The sequence below is a fragment of the Pseudomonas soli genome (assembly GCF_900110655.1).
Taxonomy (GTDB): domain Bacteria; phylum Pseudomonadota; class Gammaproteobacteria; order Pseudomonadales; family Pseudomonadaceae; genus Aquipseudomonas; species Aquipseudomonas soli.
In genome coordinates this window covers 28,347-48,865 of sequence record NZ_FOEQ01000004.1, presented here as the reverse complement: position 1 = coordinate 48,865, position 20,519 = coordinate 28,347, and the positions used below count along the sequence as shown (strand labels likewise).

The 20,519-nt window shown below is 68.3% G+C and carries 10 protein-coding genes; 7 read left to right on the top strand and 3 right to left on the bottom strand.

The features are described from left to right. Nucleotides 1-5: 5 nt before the first annotated feature. On the bottom strand, nucleotides 6-452 hold the full coding sequence (gene gspG / locus BMY03_RS11255) for a type II secretion system major pseudopilin GspG (protein ID WP_094011080.1): 447 nt from the start codon (nucleotides 450-452) through the stop codon (nucleotides 6-8). A gap of 147 nt (nucleotides 453-599) precedes the next feature. Between gspG and gspI the strand changes: the two genes are divergently transcribed. Both gspI and BMY03_RS11245 read left to right on the top strand, forming a co-directional pair. Then, nucleotides 600-980 carry a type II secretion system minor pseudopilin GspI gene (gspI, locus tag BMY03_RS11250; protein ID WP_094011079.1) on the top strand — a complete coding sequence of 127 codons (381 nt, stop codon included), beginning with the start codon at nucleotides 600-602 and terminating at the stop codon, nucleotides 978-980. A 156-nt stretch (nucleotides 981-1,136) separates the two neighbouring features. Beyond that, nucleotides 1,137-2,225, top strand: coding sequence for a TerC family protein (locus tag BMY03_RS11245; RefSeq protein ID WP_244891314.1), 1,089 nt, complete (start codon nucleotides 1,137-1,139; stop codon nucleotides 2,223-2,225). On the opposite strand, the gene BMY03_RS11240 is transcribed toward BMY03_RS11245, so the two are convergent. Further along, nucleotides 2,226-2,519, bottom strand: coding sequence for a DUF1330 domain-containing protein (locus tag BMY03_RS11240; protein ID WP_038705893.1), 294 nt, complete (start codon nucleotides 2,517-2,519; stop codon nucleotides 2,226-2,228). It lies immediately after the preceding gene. 78 nt (nucleotides 2,520-2,597) lie between these two features. Here BMY03_RS11240 and ribBA point away from each other — a divergent pair, with 78 nt between their 5' ends. The 5 genes from ribBA to BMY03_RS11215 all read left to right on the top strand — a co-directional run bounded on the left by ribBA (nucleotide 2,598) and on the right by BMY03_RS11215 (nucleotide 7,957). Continuing rightward, the gene (ribBA, locus tag BMY03_RS11235; RefSeq protein ID WP_094011078.1) at nucleotides 2,598-3,710 is read left to right on the top strand and encodes a bifunctional 3,4-dihydroxy-2-butanone-4-phosphate synthase/GTP cyclohydrolase II; all 1,113 of its coding nucleotides are present in this window, start codon (nucleotides 2,598-2,600) and stop codon (nucleotides 3,708-3,710) included. A gap of 326 nt (nucleotides 3,711-4,036) precedes the next feature. Next, on the top strand, nucleotides 4,037-5,062 hold the full coding sequence (locus tag BMY03_RS11230) for an ABC transporter substrate-binding protein (RefSeq protein WP_094011077.1): 1,026 nt from the start codon (nucleotides 4,037-4,039) through the stop codon (nucleotides 5,060-5,062). Then, nucleotides 5,059-5,976, top strand: coding sequence for an ABC transporter permease (locus BMY03_RS11225; RefSeq protein ID WP_038705891.1), 918 nt, complete (start codon nucleotides 5,059-5,061; stop codon nucleotides 5,974-5,976). Before BMY03_RS11230 ends, BMY03_RS11225 begins: the two co-directional genes overlap by 4 nt. 6 nt (nucleotides 5,977-5,982) lie before the next feature. Beyond that, a complete protein-coding gene (locus tag BMY03_RS11220) occupies nucleotides 5,983-6,789 on the top strand; it encodes an ABC transporter permease (protein WP_038705890.1) in 807 nt (268 codons plus the stop codon). Nucleotides 6,790-6,808: 19 nt separating this feature from the next. Further along, a complete protein-coding gene (locus BMY03_RS11215; protein ID WP_038705889.1) occupies nucleotides 6,809-7,957 on the top strand; it encodes an ABC transporter ATP-binding protein in 1,149 nt (382 codons plus the stop codon). Between the two features lie 27 nt (nucleotides 7,958-7,984). On the opposite strand, the gene BMY03_RS11210 is transcribed toward BMY03_RS11215, so the two are convergent. Then, nucleotides 7,985-20,473: a filamentous hemagglutinin family protein gene (locus BMY03_RS11210; protein WP_094011076.1), complete on the bottom strand. Its 12,489-nt coding sequence runs from the start codon at nucleotides 20,471-20,473 to the stop codon at nucleotides 7,985-7,987. Nucleotides 20,474-20,519: the final 46 nt, after the last annotated feature.

Sequence of the window (20,519 nt, the reverse complement as noted above, 5' to 3'; positions counted from 1 at the left end):
GCCGGTCACAACTGCCAGGAGCCGAGGTCGGCGTTCACCCCATCGCCCCCGGCCTGGCCGTCGGCGCCCAGGGAAAACACATCGATCTCGCCGTTGGCGCCCGGGTTCAGGTACTGGTAAGGGCGGCCCCAGGGGTCGTTGGGCAGGCGGTCGAGGTAGGCACGCCATTGGCCATCCTTGGCTTGCGCCGGCTTCTCCACCAACACCTTCAGGCCCTGGTTCTGGTTCGGGTAGGCGCCGTTGTCCAGGCGGTACAGCTTCAGTGCCTGCATCAACCCGCCGATGTCCTGGCGCGCCGCCGTGGCGCGGGCCTGGTCGGGGCGGTCGAGCACCTTGGGCACCACCATCGCCGCGAGGATCCCGAGGATCACCACCACCACCATGATCTCGATCAGGGTGAAGCCCTGCTGGCGCAAACGGCAGGCGGGAAGGTTGCGGCGGGCGATCTGCATCTCGGCATTCCTTGCGTGAGTTCGAATCGGGGGCCGATTGTGGCAAGGCGGTATGTCACGGATATTGAAAAAGCTCGGGAGTCGGCGTCGTCAAAGCGTCATCGGGCCGCTCTACAGTGCCGCTTTGCCCTGCGCGAAAGGTGCCCTGTGCGTGCCACCGAGGATGGTTTCACCCTGATCGAAGTGCTGGTGGCGTTGACCATCGTGGCGGTGGCCATGGCCGCCGCCGTGCGCGCCAGCGGCTTGATGACCCAAGGGAACGGGCTGTTGCGCGACAAGGCGCTGGCCTTGCTCGCCGCCCAGGGACGCCTGTCCGAACTGCGCCTGGAAGGCAGCGCCAGGCCGGGCGTCAGGCAGTTCGAATGCGACCAGGGCCGCCTGCGCTTGCGCTGCGAGCAGCGTGTATCGCGCTCGCCCCACGGGCTGCTGGAGGTGTCGCTGCAGGTGTTCGACAATCAACATGAAGGATCGGCGCTGGCGCGTTTGCAGACCCTGCTCGTTGCCGCCGAAGCAGCGCCCGCTACCTAGTGTGGTTCATGCAAAAAAATGTAACAGCCTGCCATTCGGCAAGCCCGGCGTCCGCGTCTAGGCTCAACCGTATGTGATGCCGGGCCCCTCTGACGGTTTGCGCCGCCATGTCGGAATCACTGTTGCCATGCAACGTCGACAATCAAGGAGGGGCTCATGACGGCTCTGCACACATTCCTTTTCACGCCTTTTCTCGGCACCAGCGCCTGGTTGTGGCTGGTCTTCATCACCATCGTCATCGCCTTGCTGGTCCTCGACCTCGGTGTGCTGCACCGCCAGGACCGCGAGATCGAGATGCGCGAAAGCCTGTTGCTGTATTCGGGCTACTTCAGCGTCGGCGTGCTGTTCGGCGTATGGGTCTGGTATGAACTCGGGGCACAGCCGGCGCTGGAGTTCTATACGGGCTTCCTGGTCGAGCAGTCGTTGTCGATGGATAACGTGTTCGTCATGGCGATGATCTTCAGCTTCTTCGCCATCCCCCGCCGCTATCAACACCGCGTGCTGTTCTGGGGCATCCTCGGGGTAGTGGTGCTGCGGGCGATCATGATCGGCGTGGGCGCCGCACTGGTGCAGCACTTTGCCTGGGTGCTGTATATCTTCGGCGCCTTCCTGCTGTTCACCGGGGTGAAGATGGCCCTGTCCAAGGATGACGCCCACCCGGACCTGGCCAACAACCCGGTGCTGCGCTTCGTGCGTCGGCACATGCGGGTAACCGACCAGCTGCATGGCCGGCACTTCTTCGTCCATCTCACGCCGCCCGGAACCGACCGCGCCATCCGCTATGCCACACCGCTGTTCCTGGCCCTGGTGCTGATCGAGCTGGCCGACCTGGTGTTCGCCGTCGACAGCGTGCCGGCGATCTTCGCCATCACCCAGGACCCGTTCATCGTCTACACCTCGAACATCTTCGCCATCCTTGGCCTGCGCTCGCTGTACTTCGCCCTGGCGGCGCTGATGCACCGCTTCGTCTACCTCAAATACGCGCTGGCGCTGGTGCTGATCTTCATCGGCTGCAAGATCTTCTGGCACGGGCTGGTGGGCAAGGTACCGGCCGGGATTTCGCTGGGGGTCACGTTCGGGCTGTTGCTCGGCGGCGTACTGCTGTCGTTGCTGCGCACGCGCAATCAGCAGCAACCGGCCGAACAACAACCCGTGCAGGACGAACCACTGGCCGCAGTGGACAAGCCGCCAACCACTCCCAGCGACAGCAATCCCGAGAAGAAAGGCCCGCACCTGCGGGTCTGATCAGGGCGCGAGCCCCTCGACGATGATCACCTGCGCCATCGCCGCACCTTGGCGATGGCGGCAGGCCTCCTGGTACAGGTCCGAGCGATAGCAGGCCACGGCCTGCTCATAGGAATCGAACTCGATCACCACGCTGCGCTGCGGCGTCGCCCGCCCCTCCAGCGCCTCGCTACGCCCGCCCCGGGCCAGGAAGCGCCCGCCGAAGGCGACGAATGCCGCCGGGGCGCGCTGGGTGTATTGCAGGTATTGCTCGGGGTCGGTGACGTCCACGTGGGCGATCCAGTAGGCCTTCATTCGTCGCGCTCCTGTTGCACGGTCATTTTCGTATTATGGTATACCATAAAACTTTCTTGACCAGCATGAGCGTGCAACATGGCCTTCAACAGCATCGAAGAACTCCTCGAGGACTATCGCCAGGGCCGGATGGTCTTGCTTGTGGACGACGAGGACCGGGAAAACGAAGGCGACCTGCTGATCGCCGCCGAGCGCTGCGACGCCCAGGCCATCAACTTCATGGCCCGCGAGGCGCGTGGCCTGATCTGCCTGACGCTGACCGACGAACACTGCCAGCGCCTGGGCCTGGAACAGATGGTGCCAAGCAACGCCAGCGTGTTCGGCACCGCCTTCACCGTGTCGATCGAGGCCGCCAGCGGCGTGACCACCGGTATTTCCGCCGCCGACCGGGCGCGCACCGTCGCTGCGGCCATGGCCGCCGATGCCCGCCCCGAAGACCTGGTACAACCAGGCCACATCTTCCCCCTGCGCGCCCGCGAAGGCGGCGTGCTGACCCGCGCCGGGCACACCGAGGCCGGTTGCGACCTGGCCCGCCTGGCAGGCTTCAGCCCGGCTTCGGTGATCGTCGAGGTGCTCAATGACGACGGCAGCATGGCCCGCCGGCCGGACCTGGAAGTGTTCGCTGCCCGCCACGGCATCAAGATCGGCACCATCGCCGACCTGATCCACTACCGGCTGAGTACCGAGCAGACCATCAAGCGCATCGGGGAACGTGCATTGCCCACGGTGCACGGCACGTTCCGCCTGGTGACCTACGAAGACCGCATCGAAGGCGGCGTGCACATGGCCATGGTCATGGGCGAGATCCACCGCGAGCAGCCCACCCTGGTGCGCGTGCATGTGATCGACCCGCTGCGCGATCTGGTCGGCGCCGAGTATGCAGGCCCAGCCAACTGGACGCTGTGGGCGGCGCTGCAGAAGGTCGCCGAAGAAGGTGCCGGGGTGGTGGTGATCCTGGCCAACCATGAATCCTCCCAAGCCTTGCTCGAACGCGTGCCGCAATTGACTCAGCCAGTACGGCCCTACCAGCGCGGCCAGTCGAAGGTCTACTCGGAGGTCGGCACCGGCGCGCAGATTCTCCAGGACCTGGGCGTGGGCAAGCTGCGTCACTTGGGGCCGCCACTCAAGTACGCGGGGCTGGCCGGGTACGAGCTGGAGGTGGTGCAGAGCATTCCGTTCGAGGGCAATTGATTTCACGGGCTGCAAGCACTGCCTGTCAGCTGGCTCCCACAGGGACCTCGCAATTCCTGAGACCCGCGCCGTATCTGTGGGAGCCGGCTTGCCGGCGATGGGCCGCAAAACGGTCCTGTCGCCACGCGGAGTGATGGCCGGTCAGCGCCGACCTCTTGCGAAAAGTTTGGAATACCATAATATGACATTCCGTAGACCTTGAATTCTGCCGGCCGCACCTACACTGACATGACGGCCATGCTCCACCCGTTTGACGCTGCTCCCCGAACATGATTGGCGGGCGACAGAAGCCCGCCTCGAATAACAAAAGCAACGAGGGCGTAACCATGCTGTTGAGCAAACGAGTAACCGCAGTGCTGTCCGCCAGCCTGCTGACCCTGGCCTGCCAGGCCACCCAGGCGGCCGACAGCCTGAACTTCGTCAGCTGGGGCGGGACCACCCAGGATGCGCAGAAGGCCGCATGGGCCGAACCCTTCAGCAAGGCGTCCGGCATCAAGGTGGTGCAGGACGGTCCCACCGACTACGGCAAGCTCAAGGCCATGGTCGAGAGCGGCAACGTGCAGTGGGACGTGGTCGATGTCGAAGCCGACTTCGCCCTGCGCGCCGCCAGCGAAGGCCTGCTCGAACCCCTCGATTTCAAACAGATCCAGCGCGACAAGATCGACCCGCGCTTCGTCTCCGACCATGGCGTCGGCTCGTTCTTCTTCTCCTTCGTGCTCGGCTACAACGAGGGCAAGCTCGGCGCCAACAAGCCGGTGGACTGGTCCGCCCTGTTCGACACCAAGACCTACCCCGGCAAGCGCGCCTTGTACAAGTGGCCCAGCCCCGGCGTGCTCGAACTGGCCCTGCTGGCCGACGGCGTGGCGCCCGACAAGCTGTACCCGCTGGACCTGGACCGCGCCTTCAAGAAGCTCGACACCATCAAGAAAGACATCGTCTGGTGGGGCGGCGGCGCCCAGTCGCAGCAACTGCTGGCCTCGGGTGAAGCCTCGCTCGGGCAGTTCTGGAACGGCCGCGTGTATGCCTTGCAGCAGGACGGCGCGCCGGTCGGCGTGAGCTGGAAGCAGAACCTGGTCATGGCCGATTTCCTGGTCATCCCCAAAGGCGCGAAGAACAAGGACGCAGCCATGAAGTTCCTGGCCAACGCCAGCAGCGCCGAAGGCCAGGCCGAGTTCGCCAACAAGACCGCCTATGCCCCGGTCAACGTCGACAGCGTGGCCAAGCTCGACAAAGACCTTGCGCCGAACCTGCCGACCGCCTACGCCCAGGACCAGGTGACCCTGGACTTCGCCTACTGGGCGAAGAACGGCCAGGCCATCGCCGCCCGCTGGAATGAGTGGCTGGTCAAATGAAAGTCGCCATCAATGCCCTGCACAACGCGCAAGGTGCCCCCAGCGGCACCGGCGCTCCCGGGGCGGCCGAGCGTCGCCCGCCCATCAGCCAACGCTGGCGCGGCAGCCGCAACCTGCTGCCGGCGCTGCTGTTCCTCGGCCTGTTCTTCTTCGCCCCGCTGGTCGGCCTGCTGCTGCGCGGGGTGCTGGAGCCCGAGCCGGGCCTTGGCAACTATGCGCAGCTGTTCGCCAACTCGGCCTATGCCCGGGTGCTGTTCAACACCTTCTCGGTGGCCGGCCTGGTCACCCTGATCAGCGTGCTGCTGGGCTTCCCGCTGGCCTGGGCAATCACCCTGGTGCCCAAGGGCTGGGGTCGCTGGCTGCTGAACATCGTGCTGCTGTCGATGTGGACCAGCCTGCTGGCGCGCACCTACTCGTGGCTGGTGTTGCTGCAGAGCTCGGGGGTGATCAACAAGGCGTTGATGGCCATGGGCATCATCGACGCCCCGCTGGAGATGGTGCACAACCTCACCGGCGTGGTGATCGGCATGAGCTACATCATGATCCCGTTCATCGTCCTGCCGTTGCAGGCGACCATGCACGCCATCGACCCGATGGTGCTGCAGGCCGGTTCCATATGCGGCGCCAGCCCCTGGACCAACTTCTGGAAGGTGTTCCTGCCGCTGTGCCGCTCGGGGCTGTTCTCCGGCGCGCTGATGGTGTTCGTCATGTCGCTCGGTTACTACGTCACCCCGGCCCTGCTCGGCGGCGCGCAGAACATGATGCTGCCCGAGTTCATCATCCAGCAGGTGCAGTCGTTCCTCAACTGGGGCCTGGCCAGCGCCGCCGCCGCGCTGCTGGTGGTGATCACCCTGGTGCTCTTCTACCTGTACCTGAAGCTGCAGCCGGAGTCTCCGGTCGGCAACGCGAGGTAAACCGCCATGCTGCTTTCCCCCAATGCCATGGGTCGCCCGCTGCGCACCGGGCTGTACCTGACCACCGGGCTGATCGCCGCCTTCCTGCTGCTGCCGGTGGTGTTCATCATCCTGCTGTCGTTCGGCTCGTCACAGTGGCTGGTGTTCCCGCCGCCGGGCTGGACCTTCAAGTGGTACGCGCAGTTCTTCGCCAACCCCGAGTGGATGGACGCGGCGCTGGCCAGCCTCAAGGTGGCGCTGCTCACCACCTTCGCCGCCGTGGCGCTCGGCCTGCCCACCGCCTTTGCCCTGGTGCGCGGTCGGTTCCCGGGCCGCGAGCTGCTGTACGGGCTTTTCACCATGCCGATGATCGTGCCCCTGGTGATCATCGCCGTGGCGGTGTACGCGCTGTTCCTCAAGCTGGGCTACACCGGCACCTTGTTCGCCTTCGTGGTGAGCCATGTGATCGTCGCCCTGCCCTTCACCATCATCTCGATCATCAACTCGCTCAAGCTGTTCGACCAGTCCATCGAGGACGCCGCGGTGATCTGCGGCGCCTCGCGCCTGCAGGCGATCTTCAAGGTGACCTTCCCGGCAATTCGCCCGGGGATGATCGCCGGCGGCCTGTTCGCCTTCCTGGTGTCGTGGGACGAGGTGGTGCTGAGCGTGATGATGGCCAGCCCCGACTTGCAGACCCTGCCGGTGAAGATGTGGACCACCCTGCGCCAGGACCTGAGCCCGGTGATCGCGGTGGCCTCGACGCTGCTGATTGGCCTGTCCCTGCTTGTGATGTTCATTGCCGCCGCCCTGCGCCGGCGCGCCGAAAACGCCTGACTGCCCGGAGACAATGACAATGAGTGCAGTGATCAAAGACGATACCCGCAACCAGACCCTGGTCAGCCTGCGCGGCCTGAACAAGCACTACGGCGACTTCACCGCCGTGGACAACCTGGACCTGGAGATCCAGGACGGCGAGTTCCTCACCTTCCTCGGCTCCAGCGGCTCGGGCAAGTCCACTACCCTGTCGATGCTGGCCGGCTTCGAAACGCCCAGCAGCGGCGAGATCCTCGTCGACGGCCAGTCGCTGGTCAGCGTGCCGCCGCACAAGCGCGACATCGGCATGGTGTTCCAGCGCTACTCGCTGTTCCCGCACCTGAACGTGCGCGACAACATCGGTTTCCCCCTGGCCATCCGCAAGCTCGGCGCCGACGAGACCCGCAAGCGCGTGGAGGCGATGCTCAAGCTGGTACGCCTGGAACCCTTCGCCCACCGCAAGCCCTCGCAGATGTCCGGCGGCCAGCAGCAGCGCGTGGCGATCGCCCGCGCGCTGGTGTACGAGCCGCGCATCCTGCTGATGGACGAACCGCTCGGCGCACTGGACAAGAAGCTGCGCGAAGACCTGCAGGACGAACTGCGCCAGCTGCACCGGCGCCTGGGCATCACCATCGTCTACGTGACCCACGACCAGGAGGAGGCAATGCGCCTGTCCCAGCGCATCGCCATCTTCAGCCATGGCCGCATCGTCGGCCTGGGCACCGGCTACGACCTCTACCAGAACCCGCCGAATGCCTTCGTCGCCTCGTTTCTGGGCAACTCCAACTTCCTGCGTTTCACTGCCAGCGGCAACGGCGCCGGGCACTTCGAGGGCCAGCCGGTAACGGTGCGCCTGACCCCGGGCCTGGCCAACGGCCAGGAAGCGCTGATCATGGTGCGCCCGGAAAAAGCCCTGGCGCTGACCGTCGAACAGGCGGCGCGTGAACCCTTGCCGGCAGGTTGGAACGAAGTCACCGCCACGGTCGCAGAGCTGCTGTTCCTCGGCGAAAGCCAGACCTGCCATGTGGTCACCCAGGGCGGCACGGCGCTGACGGTCAAGGCGCTGTCCGCCGCGGGCATGCCCATGCAGCCGGGCGACCAGGTCAGGGTGCGCTGGGCCGTGGCGGATGCATGCATCTACACCGACTGGGCCGAGAGCGACCTGAGCAAGGGCGCCGGGGCGCATTGAGCCAACCAGGGGCCGTGGCGCGGCCCCTCACAGCAACAGGTTGCCCCGCTCCTCCTCGGTCAATTGCGCCTTGGCCCGCTCATCCAGCGCCCCCGCGCCCAGCACCTGGACCGGGCTCTGGCGGTTGTACTGCGGGTTGAGGCTCGCCCCGTCCTGCCCCGGCACCAGCCGCTCGCCACCGAAGCCCAGCACCTGCACGGTGATCACCGACGGCAGGCGCTGGCGCGACGCGGCCTGTTGCTGGCGGCCCGCCTCCTCGGCCGCCTGGCTCGCCGACGACGCCGCGGCGCTGGCCGAAGCGATCGCCCCGGTATTCACTGCGGCCACCACCGGCATGCCCTGGGCATCGCCCTGGACCTGGATGTTGGCAGCGTTGACCACCTGCAGCGCGGCGATGTTGACGTTGCCCGACACGCGGATCCCCGCCTCGCCGGCATCGATGGTGCCCAACGGTGCGATCAGGTCGATATCCCCCGGCGCCACCTCGGCAATCGGGTTGAGCGTGGCGATACCGGCACCGGTGCTCGGCACGCTCGGCGCCAGGCCGACGTTGCCCCAAAGGTCGTAGGTGCGCTTGGGCGGCGTGTACACCACGGTGGTCTTCGAGCCGCGACCGGCGTTGATGTCGCCCTGGGCCGACCAGCCGAGGATCGAGCCGCCGAAGGTGGTCATGATCCGGCTCTGGCCGAGCAGGATACTGCCCTGCGAGTACAGCTGGATATCGCCGCTGCCCTGGGTGATCACCCCGGCGGTGGACGGCGGCGCTTCGCCCTCGATGCCGAACACCTGCTGGCCACCCGGGGTCAGCACCTGGATGCCACCGCCGAAATCGGTGTGGATACCCGCGCCGCCATAGAAGGTGGCGCTGCCGTCGTAGCGGATCGAATTGCCAGCCACGTCCTTGTCGGGGAACAACGCGGCGATCGCCTGGCGACCGCGCAGGTAGCTGCCGGTACGCGGGCCGTTGACGTCGTTGTACTCGCGCCCGCCTTCACGCAGCTCGCTGAAGTAGACCTGCCGGGCAAAGATGCGCTGCTGCTCGGCGGGCAAGGCGGCGAAATAGGCACGGCTTGCGGCGTTGTCGCCGATGAAGCCGAAGCGTTCGCGCAGCCAGGCCTGCAGCTCCTGGTCGTAGACCTTGAACGGCTGGTCCGTCGGGGTCTGCTCCGTGCCCAGGTAACGCCCGAGCAGGCGGGTATAGTTCGGCCCGGTCTTGCCGGCGCCGACAACGATGGCGATGGCCGCGCCGTCGTTACCGCCACCGCTGCCATCGACCCGACCGACACTGTTGATCGCCGCCTCCTGATAAGCCGAGCCCACGCCCTGGCCGGACTGGAACAGGTTGCGCCCGGCGACCACTTCCAGCAGGCCAGGGCCGGCGACATTGAAGGTGCTCAGGCGAATGTCGCGCCCGGCACTGATCAGCGAGACATCCAGAGCATCGCCATGGATGACCAGGTTGCCCGAGGAATAGACGTTGCCTTGGTCCCCCGCCACCATGCCTGGCGCGCCGAAGCGCTCGACACCCAGCGCCTTGCCGGCGTTGACGATGTCGCGCCCCGCCATCACCCGCACCGGCCCCGCGCCCTGGTACAGCTTGAGCCCGGTCTGCTGGTACTCGATGATCTCGCCGCTGTTCAAGCCGACGATATCCCCGGCCAGGGCATAGAAGCGCGCCGGTGACTGCGGCCGCGATCCGGCCTTGTAGGTGTTCAGGCCATAGGTGAACAGCGGCGACGCATCCAGGCTCGCGGCGATATCCGCGCTCAGGTTGCTGGCCCGGTACACGTACGAGAAGTCCTGGCCAAGCATTGCCGGCCGTTGCGGCGTGGCGATGGCCGAGGTGTCGGTGCCCGCCTGGCTGATCACATAGCCGCCGGCATAGATCGACTCACCCGCGATCAGTTGCAGGTCGCTGCGCGCCGAGGGCGCGGTCATCAGCGAATAGGCGGAGGTGGCGATGCCGCGCTCGCTGGCCGAACCGCCGTAGTACAGGCTGCCGTTGGCCGCCGTCACCCGCAGCGCCGTCGGGTAGAACAGACGGCCACCGTAGAGCGGCAGGTTGCGGCCCGGACGCAGCTCATCGAAGCTCACCGGCGTGACATTGCCGCCCAGGGCGAGCATGTCCACGGCGGTGGTTTCGCGCCACAACGAGAACCAGCTGTTGCCCTGCCCGGTGTAGCGCACACCGTTGTCGCCGAGGAAGCCGGTCATGTTGAACTGCGGCACCCGGCCCGGGTCACCGACACCCTGCACCACCAGGTCGCCGCGGCTGTCCAGGCGCACCGCGGCATCGCCGGGCATGAGCGTCAGGCCACCCAGTGCCGCGGCCTTGGTCGAGGTATACGGGTCGTAGGCGCGCGACTCGCTGCTGTCATTGAAGGCAAAGCTGCTGCCATACACCTGCCTGACCACCCCGACGCTGCCCGCCTGGACATTCAGGGCACCGCGAAGGTTGACCAGCGTGCCGCCCAGGTCGGGGGTGACCCGCGCCATCTCCAGGGCCGCGGACGCCGGGTTGATGCCACCGGCCACCCGCAGGTTCAGGTCGCCGCCGCCGGTCTGCACCAGGCGACCATCCTCGGCGATCCGGCCGCTGCCGCCGACCACCAGGTTCAGGCCCTGGCTGCGCTCGGCCTCGACGCCCGCGGTGTTGCTGGCCTGCAACAGGCCGGCCGAGCCACCCACGCCGACGTCCAGGTTGCCACCACCCAGGGTGCCGATGCCGGTGAAGCCCACCAGCCAAGGTTCGGCCACCGAGGCCTGGGGCTGCTGGGCGAAGGTACCGAAGTTGACCCACCACGCCGCCGGGGTATCGGCACTGGTCTGGCCCTGGCGCCACAGCCAGTTGCCCACCGCGGCCGATGCTACTTGCGGCCTGGAGAGGGCGCCGCCGGTCTTGCTCGCCACCAGGTTGCCGGTAAGATCACCCCCGGCCGTGATCCGCAGGTTGCCGCCCTGCTCCGGATACCAGGCGCGGTACAGGCTTTCGGTCAACGCCTCATAGGGCGCGCCGGCGCTGCCGAGCAAGCTGCCATCGGCCAGCCGGCCACGGGCCAGCTGATGCGGATCGACGCCGTCGCGCCACAGCGACGGCGCCTGGGTGCCGGCGGTGTAGACGCCGAACAGCGAGTCCATGCGCCAGTCACCGGCGCTGAGCAGGTCAAGGTCGCCGGTACCCGTGCGCAACACGCTGAACATCAGGGTCTGCGGCGTGACCTCGATACGCTCGGGCTCGGTCGGCGCGTCGATCTCCACGCACCAGCCAGGGATCGAGCACAGCTCCATGTCGGCGTCGGCCACCGGGGTGCCGGGCTCCATGCCATAGGTGTTGTCCGGCCCCCAGACCCAGATTTTCTTGCCCCCCAGCGCCTGGTCCACGCACCAGCCGGCAATGTCGCACAACACCAGGTCCTCGGGCGCCACCGGCGTGCCCGGTTCCATGCCGTAGGTGTTGTCGGGGCCCCACACCTTGATGCTCTTCACCGCCGGCTCGCACCAACCGGCGATGTCGCACAGCGCCAGGTCCTCGGGGGCGACCGGGGTACCGGGTTCCATGCCGTAGGTGTTGTCCGGCCCCCAGACCATGCCGGTACCGCCAGCCCCGCCCCCGCTGCGCTTCTGCTGCGCGATGTAGTGCAGGTCGGCCAGGCGCAGCACGCCGGCATCGATGTCGGGACGCGTGATGCGGCTGTCGGCGGCGTCCAGGTCGGCGCCGGCCACCAGGCGCATCGACCACGACTGCGAGCCTGCCGGCAACATCTGCGCCAGCGCCCAGTTACGCCCCTGCTGGCCATTGCTTGCGGGGCGCAGCTCGATCAGGTCGACCCCTGCGGCGAGCTTGACATCGGTGCCCGCCGGCAGCCGCGAGCCCACGGCCAGGGTAAGCGCGCTGCCTTGGGTGAGGCCACCACTGGGCAGGGCAATGCCCTTGCTCCAGATACCACCCTGCACAGCCACGCTGACTGGCAGGCGGCTGCCGGCGTCCAGGTGCGTGCCCGAACCCAGGGTGACCGCCTCGCGCAGCAGCGTGCCGGCGGCGTACAACAAGTTGCCGCCAGCGTCACGTACCGCGGCCTCGAGTACCGTGCCCGCGGGCAGGGTCAGCGGCGCCGACAGGCTCATGGCGCTGGGCAGGCGCAGGTTGGCCGGCAAGGTGGTGGCGGCGAACGGCAGGTCGAAGTTGAGCAGGCTGCCTTCGGGGAACTGCGTGCCCTCGGCAAGCTCCACGCCGCTGCGCGGGATCACCAGGTCGCTGTCGAACGGCTGCTTGCCGGGCAGCAGCAACCAGCCCTTGCCGTCCATGCGCGCTTCGTCGCTGGCCAGGTCCAGCGGCATGAAGCCGTCACTGATGCTGCCATACACCTCCAGGTTGCCGCCGGCGCGCAGCACCAGGTTGCCTACCTCGCCCGAACCGTAAACGCCAGTCTTCGGCGTCAGCGGGTTGAGGCTGGCGTAGCGGTGGCCGGACAGGTCCAGGTCACCCTGCACCACCAGGTCGGTGCCGGCATCGACCGTGGCGATCTCCACACCCGGGCGCAGGTGCAGGGCCTGGGCGTAGCGGGCATTGTTCAGCCCGGCCAGGCGCACGTCGAGCAGCTCGCGGTTGCGCAGCAGGTTGTCGATGAACAGCACACTCAGGTCGTGCTTGCGGGTCAAGTAGTCCTGGTCGATGACCTGGATCGGCCGGCCACTGGCCGAGGTGCCGCCCGGCGCCGCGTCGGTGTAGCGCTGGTTGCCGATCACGGCGATGGAGCGCGCGCCGAGAATGTCCACCGGACCACGCACGTCGATGGCGATGTCGCCCGCCGTATCGCCGCCCAGGCGTGGGGCGATCAGCTCCAGGGTGCCGCGCTGGCGGCCATCGCCCTGCCCGGAGGCGATGCCGTGGCGCAGGTCGATGCGTGCGCCGCTGGCCAGGGTCAACTGGCCCTGGCCGCTGTTGAGCTCGACCACGGCACGGTTCGGCGCATCGATGATCGCGCCGTAGCTGTCGACCCGCAGCACACTGCCATGGGCGTCAAGCAAGGCTCCGGCGCCCAGGGTCAGGCCTCGATTGGCGGCCAGGCGGATGCTGCCGACCTGCTCGCCGCTGGCATCGACGTGGCCGTTGACCGTGAGCTGCCCGTTGTCCAGCGACACGTTGATCTGCTGGGCCTTGAGCTCATCGCCGATCACCAGGTCGCCGTGCTTGATCTGGAAGCTGCGCGCACCGAACACCTGGTCGCGGTTCAGGCGCTGGTTGAGGCCGGCAAAGTCGTCCAGCTGCCGGGCGCGGATATCGACCACCCCGCCCGCGTACGGGACCTGCGTGCCAGCAGCGTCGTAACGGCCACTGGCCGCGCCGAGGATCTGGCCGAGCAGCTCGATGCGCCCGCCCTGCTCGCCCAGGGCGATGGCCGTCAGGCGCCCGGCGCGGTTGCCGCGGGCACTGAGATCGATCAACGCGCCAGCGGCCTGGTGAATATTGCCGAACTGGCTGCCCAGCACCAGCTCGCCGCCCCAGCTGTGCTGGGTCACGTCATTGAGGGTCAAGGTACGCCCGGCCAGGTCCAGCCGCGCGGCGTCGCCCAGGCGCAGGTCGTCCAGCGCCTGCAGGGTCAGGCGGCCGCTGGGCAGGCTGAAGGTGCCATCGACCAGCAGTTGCCGCGCCTTCAGGCTCAGCTCGGCACCCAGGGCCTGACGGCCGCTGGCAAGCAAGCCACCGCCGCCCTGCACGCGCAGGGTGCCACCGGCCTCGATACGATTGAGCGAGCCGGCGCTGCCGGTCCACAGCGGTGTGTCCACCAGCAGGTCACCACCGCTATAGGCGAAGCTGCCGTTGGCCTGGTAGTCGCCACGGCGGTGGTGGACAAGCAGGCTGCCCTTGTGGTTGGCGCTCACCTGATGGCTGGCGTGCAGTTCCACGCGGCTGAAGCCCAGGGTCTGGCGCGCCATGTCGGCGCTGCCATCGGGCTGGCTGTTGGTGCCGTAACCGAACTCCAGGTCCTTGACACGGATTGCCAGCAGGCCATCGCCACTGCCGGCCCCGCCCGCGATCGGCGCTCCCGCGGCGTTGCGCGTGCCGCTCCAGATCAGCCGTTCGGTGCGAATGGTCGCCCGGTCGCCGGCCTGGCCATGGCCATAGATGGCCGGCACGCCGAGCACCAGCGCCTGCAGGCGGTTCTTGCCGGTGACCGGGTCGTAGGTGTCGAGCGCCGTGGTGCCGAAGAAGTTCAGCGAGTCGGACGCCGCCAGGGTCAGGGTCTCCAGTGCCGGTACAGCCTCGGCCGGGCTGCCCTGCAGCAGGCGGTCGAGCACCTGCTGGTTGAGAGTCAGGCCCTGGCCCAGCACGCCGTCCGCCAGGGCGCGAGCCAGCGCGTCGGCACTGCCGACGTTGATCCGCCCGACCGCCAGGCCCAGGTGCCGGGTCCCGAAGGCCACCCCGTCATCGAGGCTGAAGGTCTTGTCGGTGGCGGCGAACAACGAGCCGTCCGAATACAGCCGGGTGGTGCCCTGGCAACCGCCGGCGCTGCAACCGCCAATCAGGATGGAGCCCGGCGACCAGCTGCTGGTGAACTGCGACGACACCACATCCAGCCGCCCATTGGACACCGCCAGCAAGGCACGGCCGTTGCTGTTGATGAAGTAGCCGTCATTGGCATCGAACGGCATCGCGCCTCGGCCAAGGGTGACGATCCCGGCCCCCTGCTCGACGACGATGCCACCACGCGGGTCGTTGTTGGTCAGGAACACTTCACCGGCCTGCAGCACCGCCCCCGAACGCAACCAGATATCACTGGTGCCTTCGAGGAAGGTCATCTGGTTGCCGCCCTGGCCGTAGAGCACATTGGCGCGGCCGCCCAAGGTCAGCCGGGGTGCCTGCAGGGCATTGAGCTCGCGGGCCGACAACACCGCGATGTTCTCGCCACTGACCCGGCCGGCGCCACCATCGGCCACCACTTCAAGACCACGGGCGCCGAACACCGCCGCGCTGCCGGCATGACCGCCTTCGGCGGCGGCGAAGTTCACCCGACCAGCGACGCGCAAGGTACTGCCGGCCTCGTTGTTGCCCTGCACCCGCAGGTTCAGCCACTTGCCATCGGCCTCGATCGCCGCGCGCGGCACGCCTTTGGCCACGGCATCGGCACGGGCGAACGCAGCGTAGGAGGTTTCGTTGTACTGCGAATAGCGCCGCAGCACGTCGCCCGAGGTCAGGATCACCTGGCTCGACAGCGGCTGGCGGATACCGGTGTTGGCCACCGACAGGCTGCCCGTGGTAGTCCAGGAGCCGTTGCGCATCGCCAGGCTGGCAGCGCTGCCCCCGGCCATGGCCAGGCCATTGAGCTCGACCCTGAACGCCCCCGGCAGCAGCGCAAAGCTGGCCGGCAGCAAGGTGTAGGTGCCCGCCGCCAGGCCTGGAACGCTGCCATCCAGGGTGATCTGCTGGCCGATCCCCGGCGCCGTCACGCCGGCCTCGCCGGTCACCGGCGCATAAGGGCCGGTGAAGCTCGGCACAATGGCGTAGACCGGGTTGCTGCCCAGCGTGGGCAGGACCAGGCGGCCCTCGCCATCGAGTTGCATCAGCGGGTGGTAGCGGGCGTCGGTGGAGCCGCCACGCCCGGAGACGAAGCCGGCGCCGGTCAACGTGCCGCCTCCGGACAGGTCGATCAGCGCGTCCTGGCGGATGTCGATGGACTTGCCGTTGAGCGATACCCCATACAGGCTGTCACCCGCCGCGCCCAGCAGCTTCACCGCCTGGCCTGCGAACAGGTAGCTCAGGCCATCCACCGTCCCGCCGTAGGGCATGACCAGCCCTGCCGCGCTGACCGAGGTGATGCTGCCCGGCAGCAGGGTGACGGACTTGGTGCCCCCCGTTTCCTGCCCCAGCGACAACCCGCCCAGGGGCGCGCGCAGCACACCGCCCTGCTCGACCCTGCCGGCGACCAGCGCCAGCCGGCCGAACACCGAGAACGGCTGGTCGGGTGTGCCTTGCCCGGCCCTGCCGATGCGCAAGGTGGCGTCGCTGCCCGTCTCGATCTGGCCGAAGGCGCCGGTGGTCGGGTAGATCTGCGCAGCGAGCAGTTCCAGGTCGGCATTGCTGCGCAGCAAGGTCCTGTCGGTGCCTTCGCCGACCTTGGCCAGTACCCGCAGGTCGCCCTGGCTGCGCAGGCTGCCAAGGGCAAAACCACGGCGGTCGAAGTCCAATACGCCACCGGCGGCCAGCGCCAGGCTGCCATGGGCGCCTAGGGTCACGGCGTCACGCAGGTCCAGCAGGTGGGCGTCGACCTGCAACAGCGCCGCGCTGCCTTGCGTGGACAGCCCACCCTTGAGGGTCGGCCGGGTCGCCTGGTCGGCGCTGCGATGGTTACTGCCGGCAAGCCGCACATAGGGCGCCTGCAGGTGGACGCGGGCGTCGCCGGCGCTCCCTTGGGCCAGCACCAGCGAGCCGGTGTACAGCTGCAGGCCGCGGGCCATGCGCAGGTCGAGGTCGCCGTCGAACGCCACCACGCCGTCGCTGAGCAGCGAGAGGCTGTCGAAGCCCCCTGCGTTGATCCTGGCGACGTCGAGCCGTCCCTGGCCATAGCGCAGCGGGCCGTCCTCGACGTTGGCCGCGCCCTGGGCAAGGACCAGCTCGCGGGGAGCCTTGACTCCGTCGACCAGGCTACCGTTGAGGTAGAGACCACTATCCAGCGCCACCTCCAGGCTGCCGCCTGCGGCGCCAAGGCCACCGGAAGCAGCGCTGAAGCTGCCGTTCAGGCGCAGCCCGTGGCTCGACGCCAGGCTGATGCGCCCGCCGTTGCTGGCCATGGCCAGCGGCCCCTGGCCACGGATATCCAGCGTGGCCTGGGCACCATCGGCGCGCAGGCGAGCGCCCTCGGCCATGTCCAGGAACAGGTAGGCGCCGTTGCTGGTACCTTGGTCATGGTCGATCTGCCCGCCGATGACGATGCTGCCGCCAGCGTCGACCCGCCCATAACGGCGACCTTGCGCATCCAGGGCGCTGAACGCCCGCCCGGACACATCGATCAGGGCTTGGTCACCCAGGCGGATCGAGCGTTGGTGCGCCCCTTCCGTCACCCCGGAGTCCATGGTCGGCAACCATTGCTGCAGCAGGCTGACACTGCCGCCCCAGGCATTGAGGGTACCGTTCAGGCTCAACTGCGCGGTGCTGGTCAGGCTGATGGACTGCAAGGGGTCGACGCTGATCGTCGCGCCGCGCCCGACCTCGAGCACCGCCGCTTCACGGCTCGCCTGGTCGAAGCGGCTATCACCCGCCGCCAAGGCCAGGCTCGCGCCGGCGCGCGGCTCCAGCTTGCCGGCCACCGCGTTCTGCGCCAACGGCGGCGCCAACACGATCAGCGCCGGATCGCCGAGCGGCCGGCTGGCGTCGAGCTGCTCCACCGGCCGGGTGACGTCGATACGGCTGCCGGCGGCCACACTCAGGCCATGGTTGCCGGTGATGGCGTAATGCGCGAAACCACGGTTGAAGAAGTCCTCGGCCAGGTGCACGCCGGTCTCGCCCTGCGCGCTCCCCCCCACGCTCACCCGCTCGGCGGCCACGGTCAGGGTGCCCGCACCGCTGCTGCCGTAACCGCGCAGCTCACCGTCGAGGCGCATCCGCCCGGTCCCGGCGCTGTTCAACGCGCTGCTGTGCAAGGTCAGGCTGCCGCCACTGCCACCGAGCAGGCGGTTGGCTTCGCCGCGTACCACGCCGCCGGACACGTCCATCACGCTGCCGCTGTCCAGCAGCACATCGCCGCTGCTGCGCAGGCTCAGGCTGCCACCGTTGCGCCAGGCGCGCTCGCCTGAGTCCGTGCCCTCGCTGCGCAGACCGCTGACATCCAGGCGCACCCCGGCGCCCACGCCGACCTGCGCGCGCAGCCCTGCCGGGGTGGCCAGCGCCTGGTCCTGCAGGCTGGCGAGAACACGCTGGCGGAACACATCGCCCAGGGCCATCTGCCCGCCCCTGGCGGTCAGGTCGGCATTGACCTGGACCTGCGGGGCATAGAGGGTCAGGCTGCCGCCATCGGCCAGACGCACGGCATCATCGACCTCGATGCGCCGCTGGGCGGCAACACTCAAACCACCTAGCTCCAATCCGTTGAGCCAGTCGCTGTCGAGTGCCAGCTGGCCACGGCGCCGCTCAGCCAGCGGTGCCTGCAGGCCGACGTCGGCGCTCTGCCCCCCGGCGCCCTGGCGTATCAGCACCTGCTGCATGACCGGGGTCAGGCTGAAGCCGAGCTCCTTGGCGTCGCTGAGGTAGCCGGGCAGCTGTTGGCCGATCACCAGTTGCGCGCCCTGGGCCCGGGCAGTGTGTACCTGGCGATAGCCGTCGCGCCCGCGTACCGGCGCCTGCACCTGGCGCTCATCCTGCCAGGTCTGGCCGATCAGTTGGCCATCGAGCAGCGCGCTCTGGGTCGCCACCACCAGGCTGCCGGCGTCACGGCCCACGGTATAACCCTGCTCGTAACGCTGGCCGGGGGCAATCAGCGGGTTGTAGAAGGTGCGGGTCTGGTCCCAGCGCGCGCTGTGCGCCTCGTAGCCGTTGTAGAGACCGGTGTAGAGCAGGTCGCCCGGGGCCTTCGACAGTTCGTAAAGGCGGCCGTCCTCACCGCGCAGCCAGCTCTGGCGGATGTAGCCGTCCTGCACCGCCAGGGTGCCGCCGGACAGGTTGATCTCGGCACCGGCGCGAGTCACCAGGTCCTGGCCGGTAAAGGTCACCGTGCCGCCCTGGGCCATCCACTCGCCGACGCTGTGGTTGCGCGTGCCCAGGTAACCGCCCACCTCGAGCAGGCCACCGGCGGTGTACCAGCGCTCGCTGGCATAGCCGTTGATGCCCTTCTCGACATGCACCAGCTCACGCACGTCCACCCACACATCGCGGTTGATCAGGCCGCCCTTGTCACGGTTACCGGCCGCATCGCGCTGTTCGTTGCCCTGCACATTGATCTTGATGACATTGCTTTCCATCGCCACCTTGACCCCGAGGGCCCCGGCCACGTCGATGCGCGCGCCATCGTCCACCAGGCTGCGCAGCCCGGCACTGACGGCCACCTGGCCGCCGGTGGCCAGGGTCAGGGCGCCCTCCTGGAAATGCACGGTGCCGCCGCTGACCACCTCCACCCGCGACTGCTCGGGGCGGTCGATGACCTTGCTCAGGTTGTCGAAGCGGCCCGTGGCATTGTTGCCGCTGACCCCATCCACACCCTGCCGCGAGGCCTCGCGCTGGCTGTCCAGGGCCTGGCTGTCGTCGAGCAGCACGGCGGTGACGCTGCCCTTGCCGAAACTGACCGAGCCGCTGGTGTCGCTGGCCGGGTTGAGCAGGTGGATGCTGCCGCGCCTGTCCACCGCAGTGCTGGCAAGGGCCACGCCATCCTGGCGCACGGCATGGCCAGTCAGGGTGATATCACCGCCTGCCGCCTGGATCAGTCCGTTGTTGACCACGCTGCCGCTGCTGCTGCCGGGCTTCAGGCTGCTGGCGACCTCGTTGCCACGGGTGGTGGAGAAGGCGTTGGCCTGGGTGCCCCTGCCCCGGCGGATGTAGAAGTCGTCACCGGCGGCAAGCGTTGCCTGGCCCTGGGGTGTGATGATCTGGCCTTCGTTGTTCACCTCGCTGCCCAACAGCAGCACATAGCCGCCGCCCTCGGTGGAGGTGGCTGGCGCGCGGGTCTGCAGTTGCGCGCCACGTTGCACCACGACCTTGCCGCCGGCCTGGGTGAAGGTGGCCTGGCTGCCGTTGCTGTCGACATACAGCCCGCGTTCGCGGAACTGCTCGTCGCTGACCTGCGCCGCCGCCGCCACCAGGTTGCGCACGTTGACCTGGCTGCTGCCGTCGAATACCACGCCATTGCGGTTGACCAGCATCACCGTGCCCTGGGCCTCGATCTGGCCGTGGATCTGGCTCGGCCGGGCATTCGGGTCGTTGACCCGGTTGAGCACCGCCCACTGCGCCTGCTGGTCGAACTTGACCGTGGTGTCGCGGCCGACGTTGAAGGTCTCCCAGTTGAGAATCGCCTTGTCGGCGGTCTGTTCGATCAGCACCTGGGTCTTGCCGCCCACCTGGCTCTGCTGCGGCGCCTTGGCGTTCTGCCAACCCTTGGTCAACGGGTTCTCGTCGACCTTCAGACCGCCCTCGCCCAGGCCGTTGGGCACGGTCTGCGGCTGCACCTGCGCCAAGGTGCGGCCGGCGGCCTGAGCCGCCTGCTGCGCGGCGATGGCGGCCACGGTGTTGTCGAGGTTGCCCAGGGAGCGCTGGAACCGTTGCTGCAGGCGCTGCTGCTGGGCCAGCGGTGGCGGCGCGCCGGGCACCTGCACTTGGCCACCTGCAGCGCCACCACCGGCTGCGGGCGCCGCGCCCTTGGCCGCGAACCAGGCCGAGCTGAACGGCTGCGCGGCCTGGGCCGTGCCTGACAGCAACAGCAGCGCGATGGCCTGGGCCAGGGGCTTGAGCAGCATCGGCGCGTGGCCTGCAGGCTGGCGACGCCGGTGGGCGACGGTGGCTGGTAGGTCTGGCTGGTGCTGGCCGCGCGACATTGCAGGGTTCCTTGTGCAGGGTCATGGAAGGCAGGTCGGTGCGGCG

Excerpts from the sequence above, each read along its gene's own strand:
- BMY03_RS11225 (WP_038705891.1), top strand. The coding sequence starts at position 5,059 with ATGAAAGTCGCCATCAATGCCCTGCACAACGCGCAAGGTGCCCCCAGC.
- gspG (WP_094011080.1), bottom strand. The coding sequence starts at position 452 with ATGCAGATCGCCCGCCGCAACCTTCCCGCCTGCCGTTTGCGCCAGCAG.
- BMY03_RS11240 (WP_038705893.1), bottom strand. The coding sequence starts at position 2,519 with ATGAAGGCCTACTGGATCGCCCACGTGGACGTCACCGACCCCGAGCAA.
- BMY03_RS11210 (WP_094011076.1), bottom strand. The coding sequence starts at position 20,473 with ATGTCGCGCGGCCAGCACCAGCCAGACCTACCAGCCACCGTCGCCCAC.
- BMY03_RS11220 (WP_038705890.1), top strand. The coding sequence starts at position 5,983 with ATGCTGCTTTCCCCCAATGCCATGGGTCGCCCGCTGCGCACCGGGCTG.
- BMY03_RS11230 (WP_094011077.1), top strand. The coding sequence starts at position 4,037 with ATGCTGTTGAGCAAACGAGTAACCGCAGTGCTGTCCGCCAGCCTGCTG.
- BMY03_RS11215 (WP_038705889.1), top strand. The coding sequence starts at position 6,809 with ATGAGTGCAGTGATCAAAGACGATACCCGCAACCAGACCCTGGTCAGC.
- BMY03_RS11245 (WP_244891314.1), top strand. The coding sequence starts at position 1,137 with ATGACGGCTCTGCACACATTCCTTTTCACGCCTTTTCTCGGCACCAGC.
- ribBA (WP_094011078.1), top strand. The coding sequence starts at position 2,598 with ATGGCCTTCAACAGCATCGAAGAACTCCTCGAGGACTATCGCCAGGGC.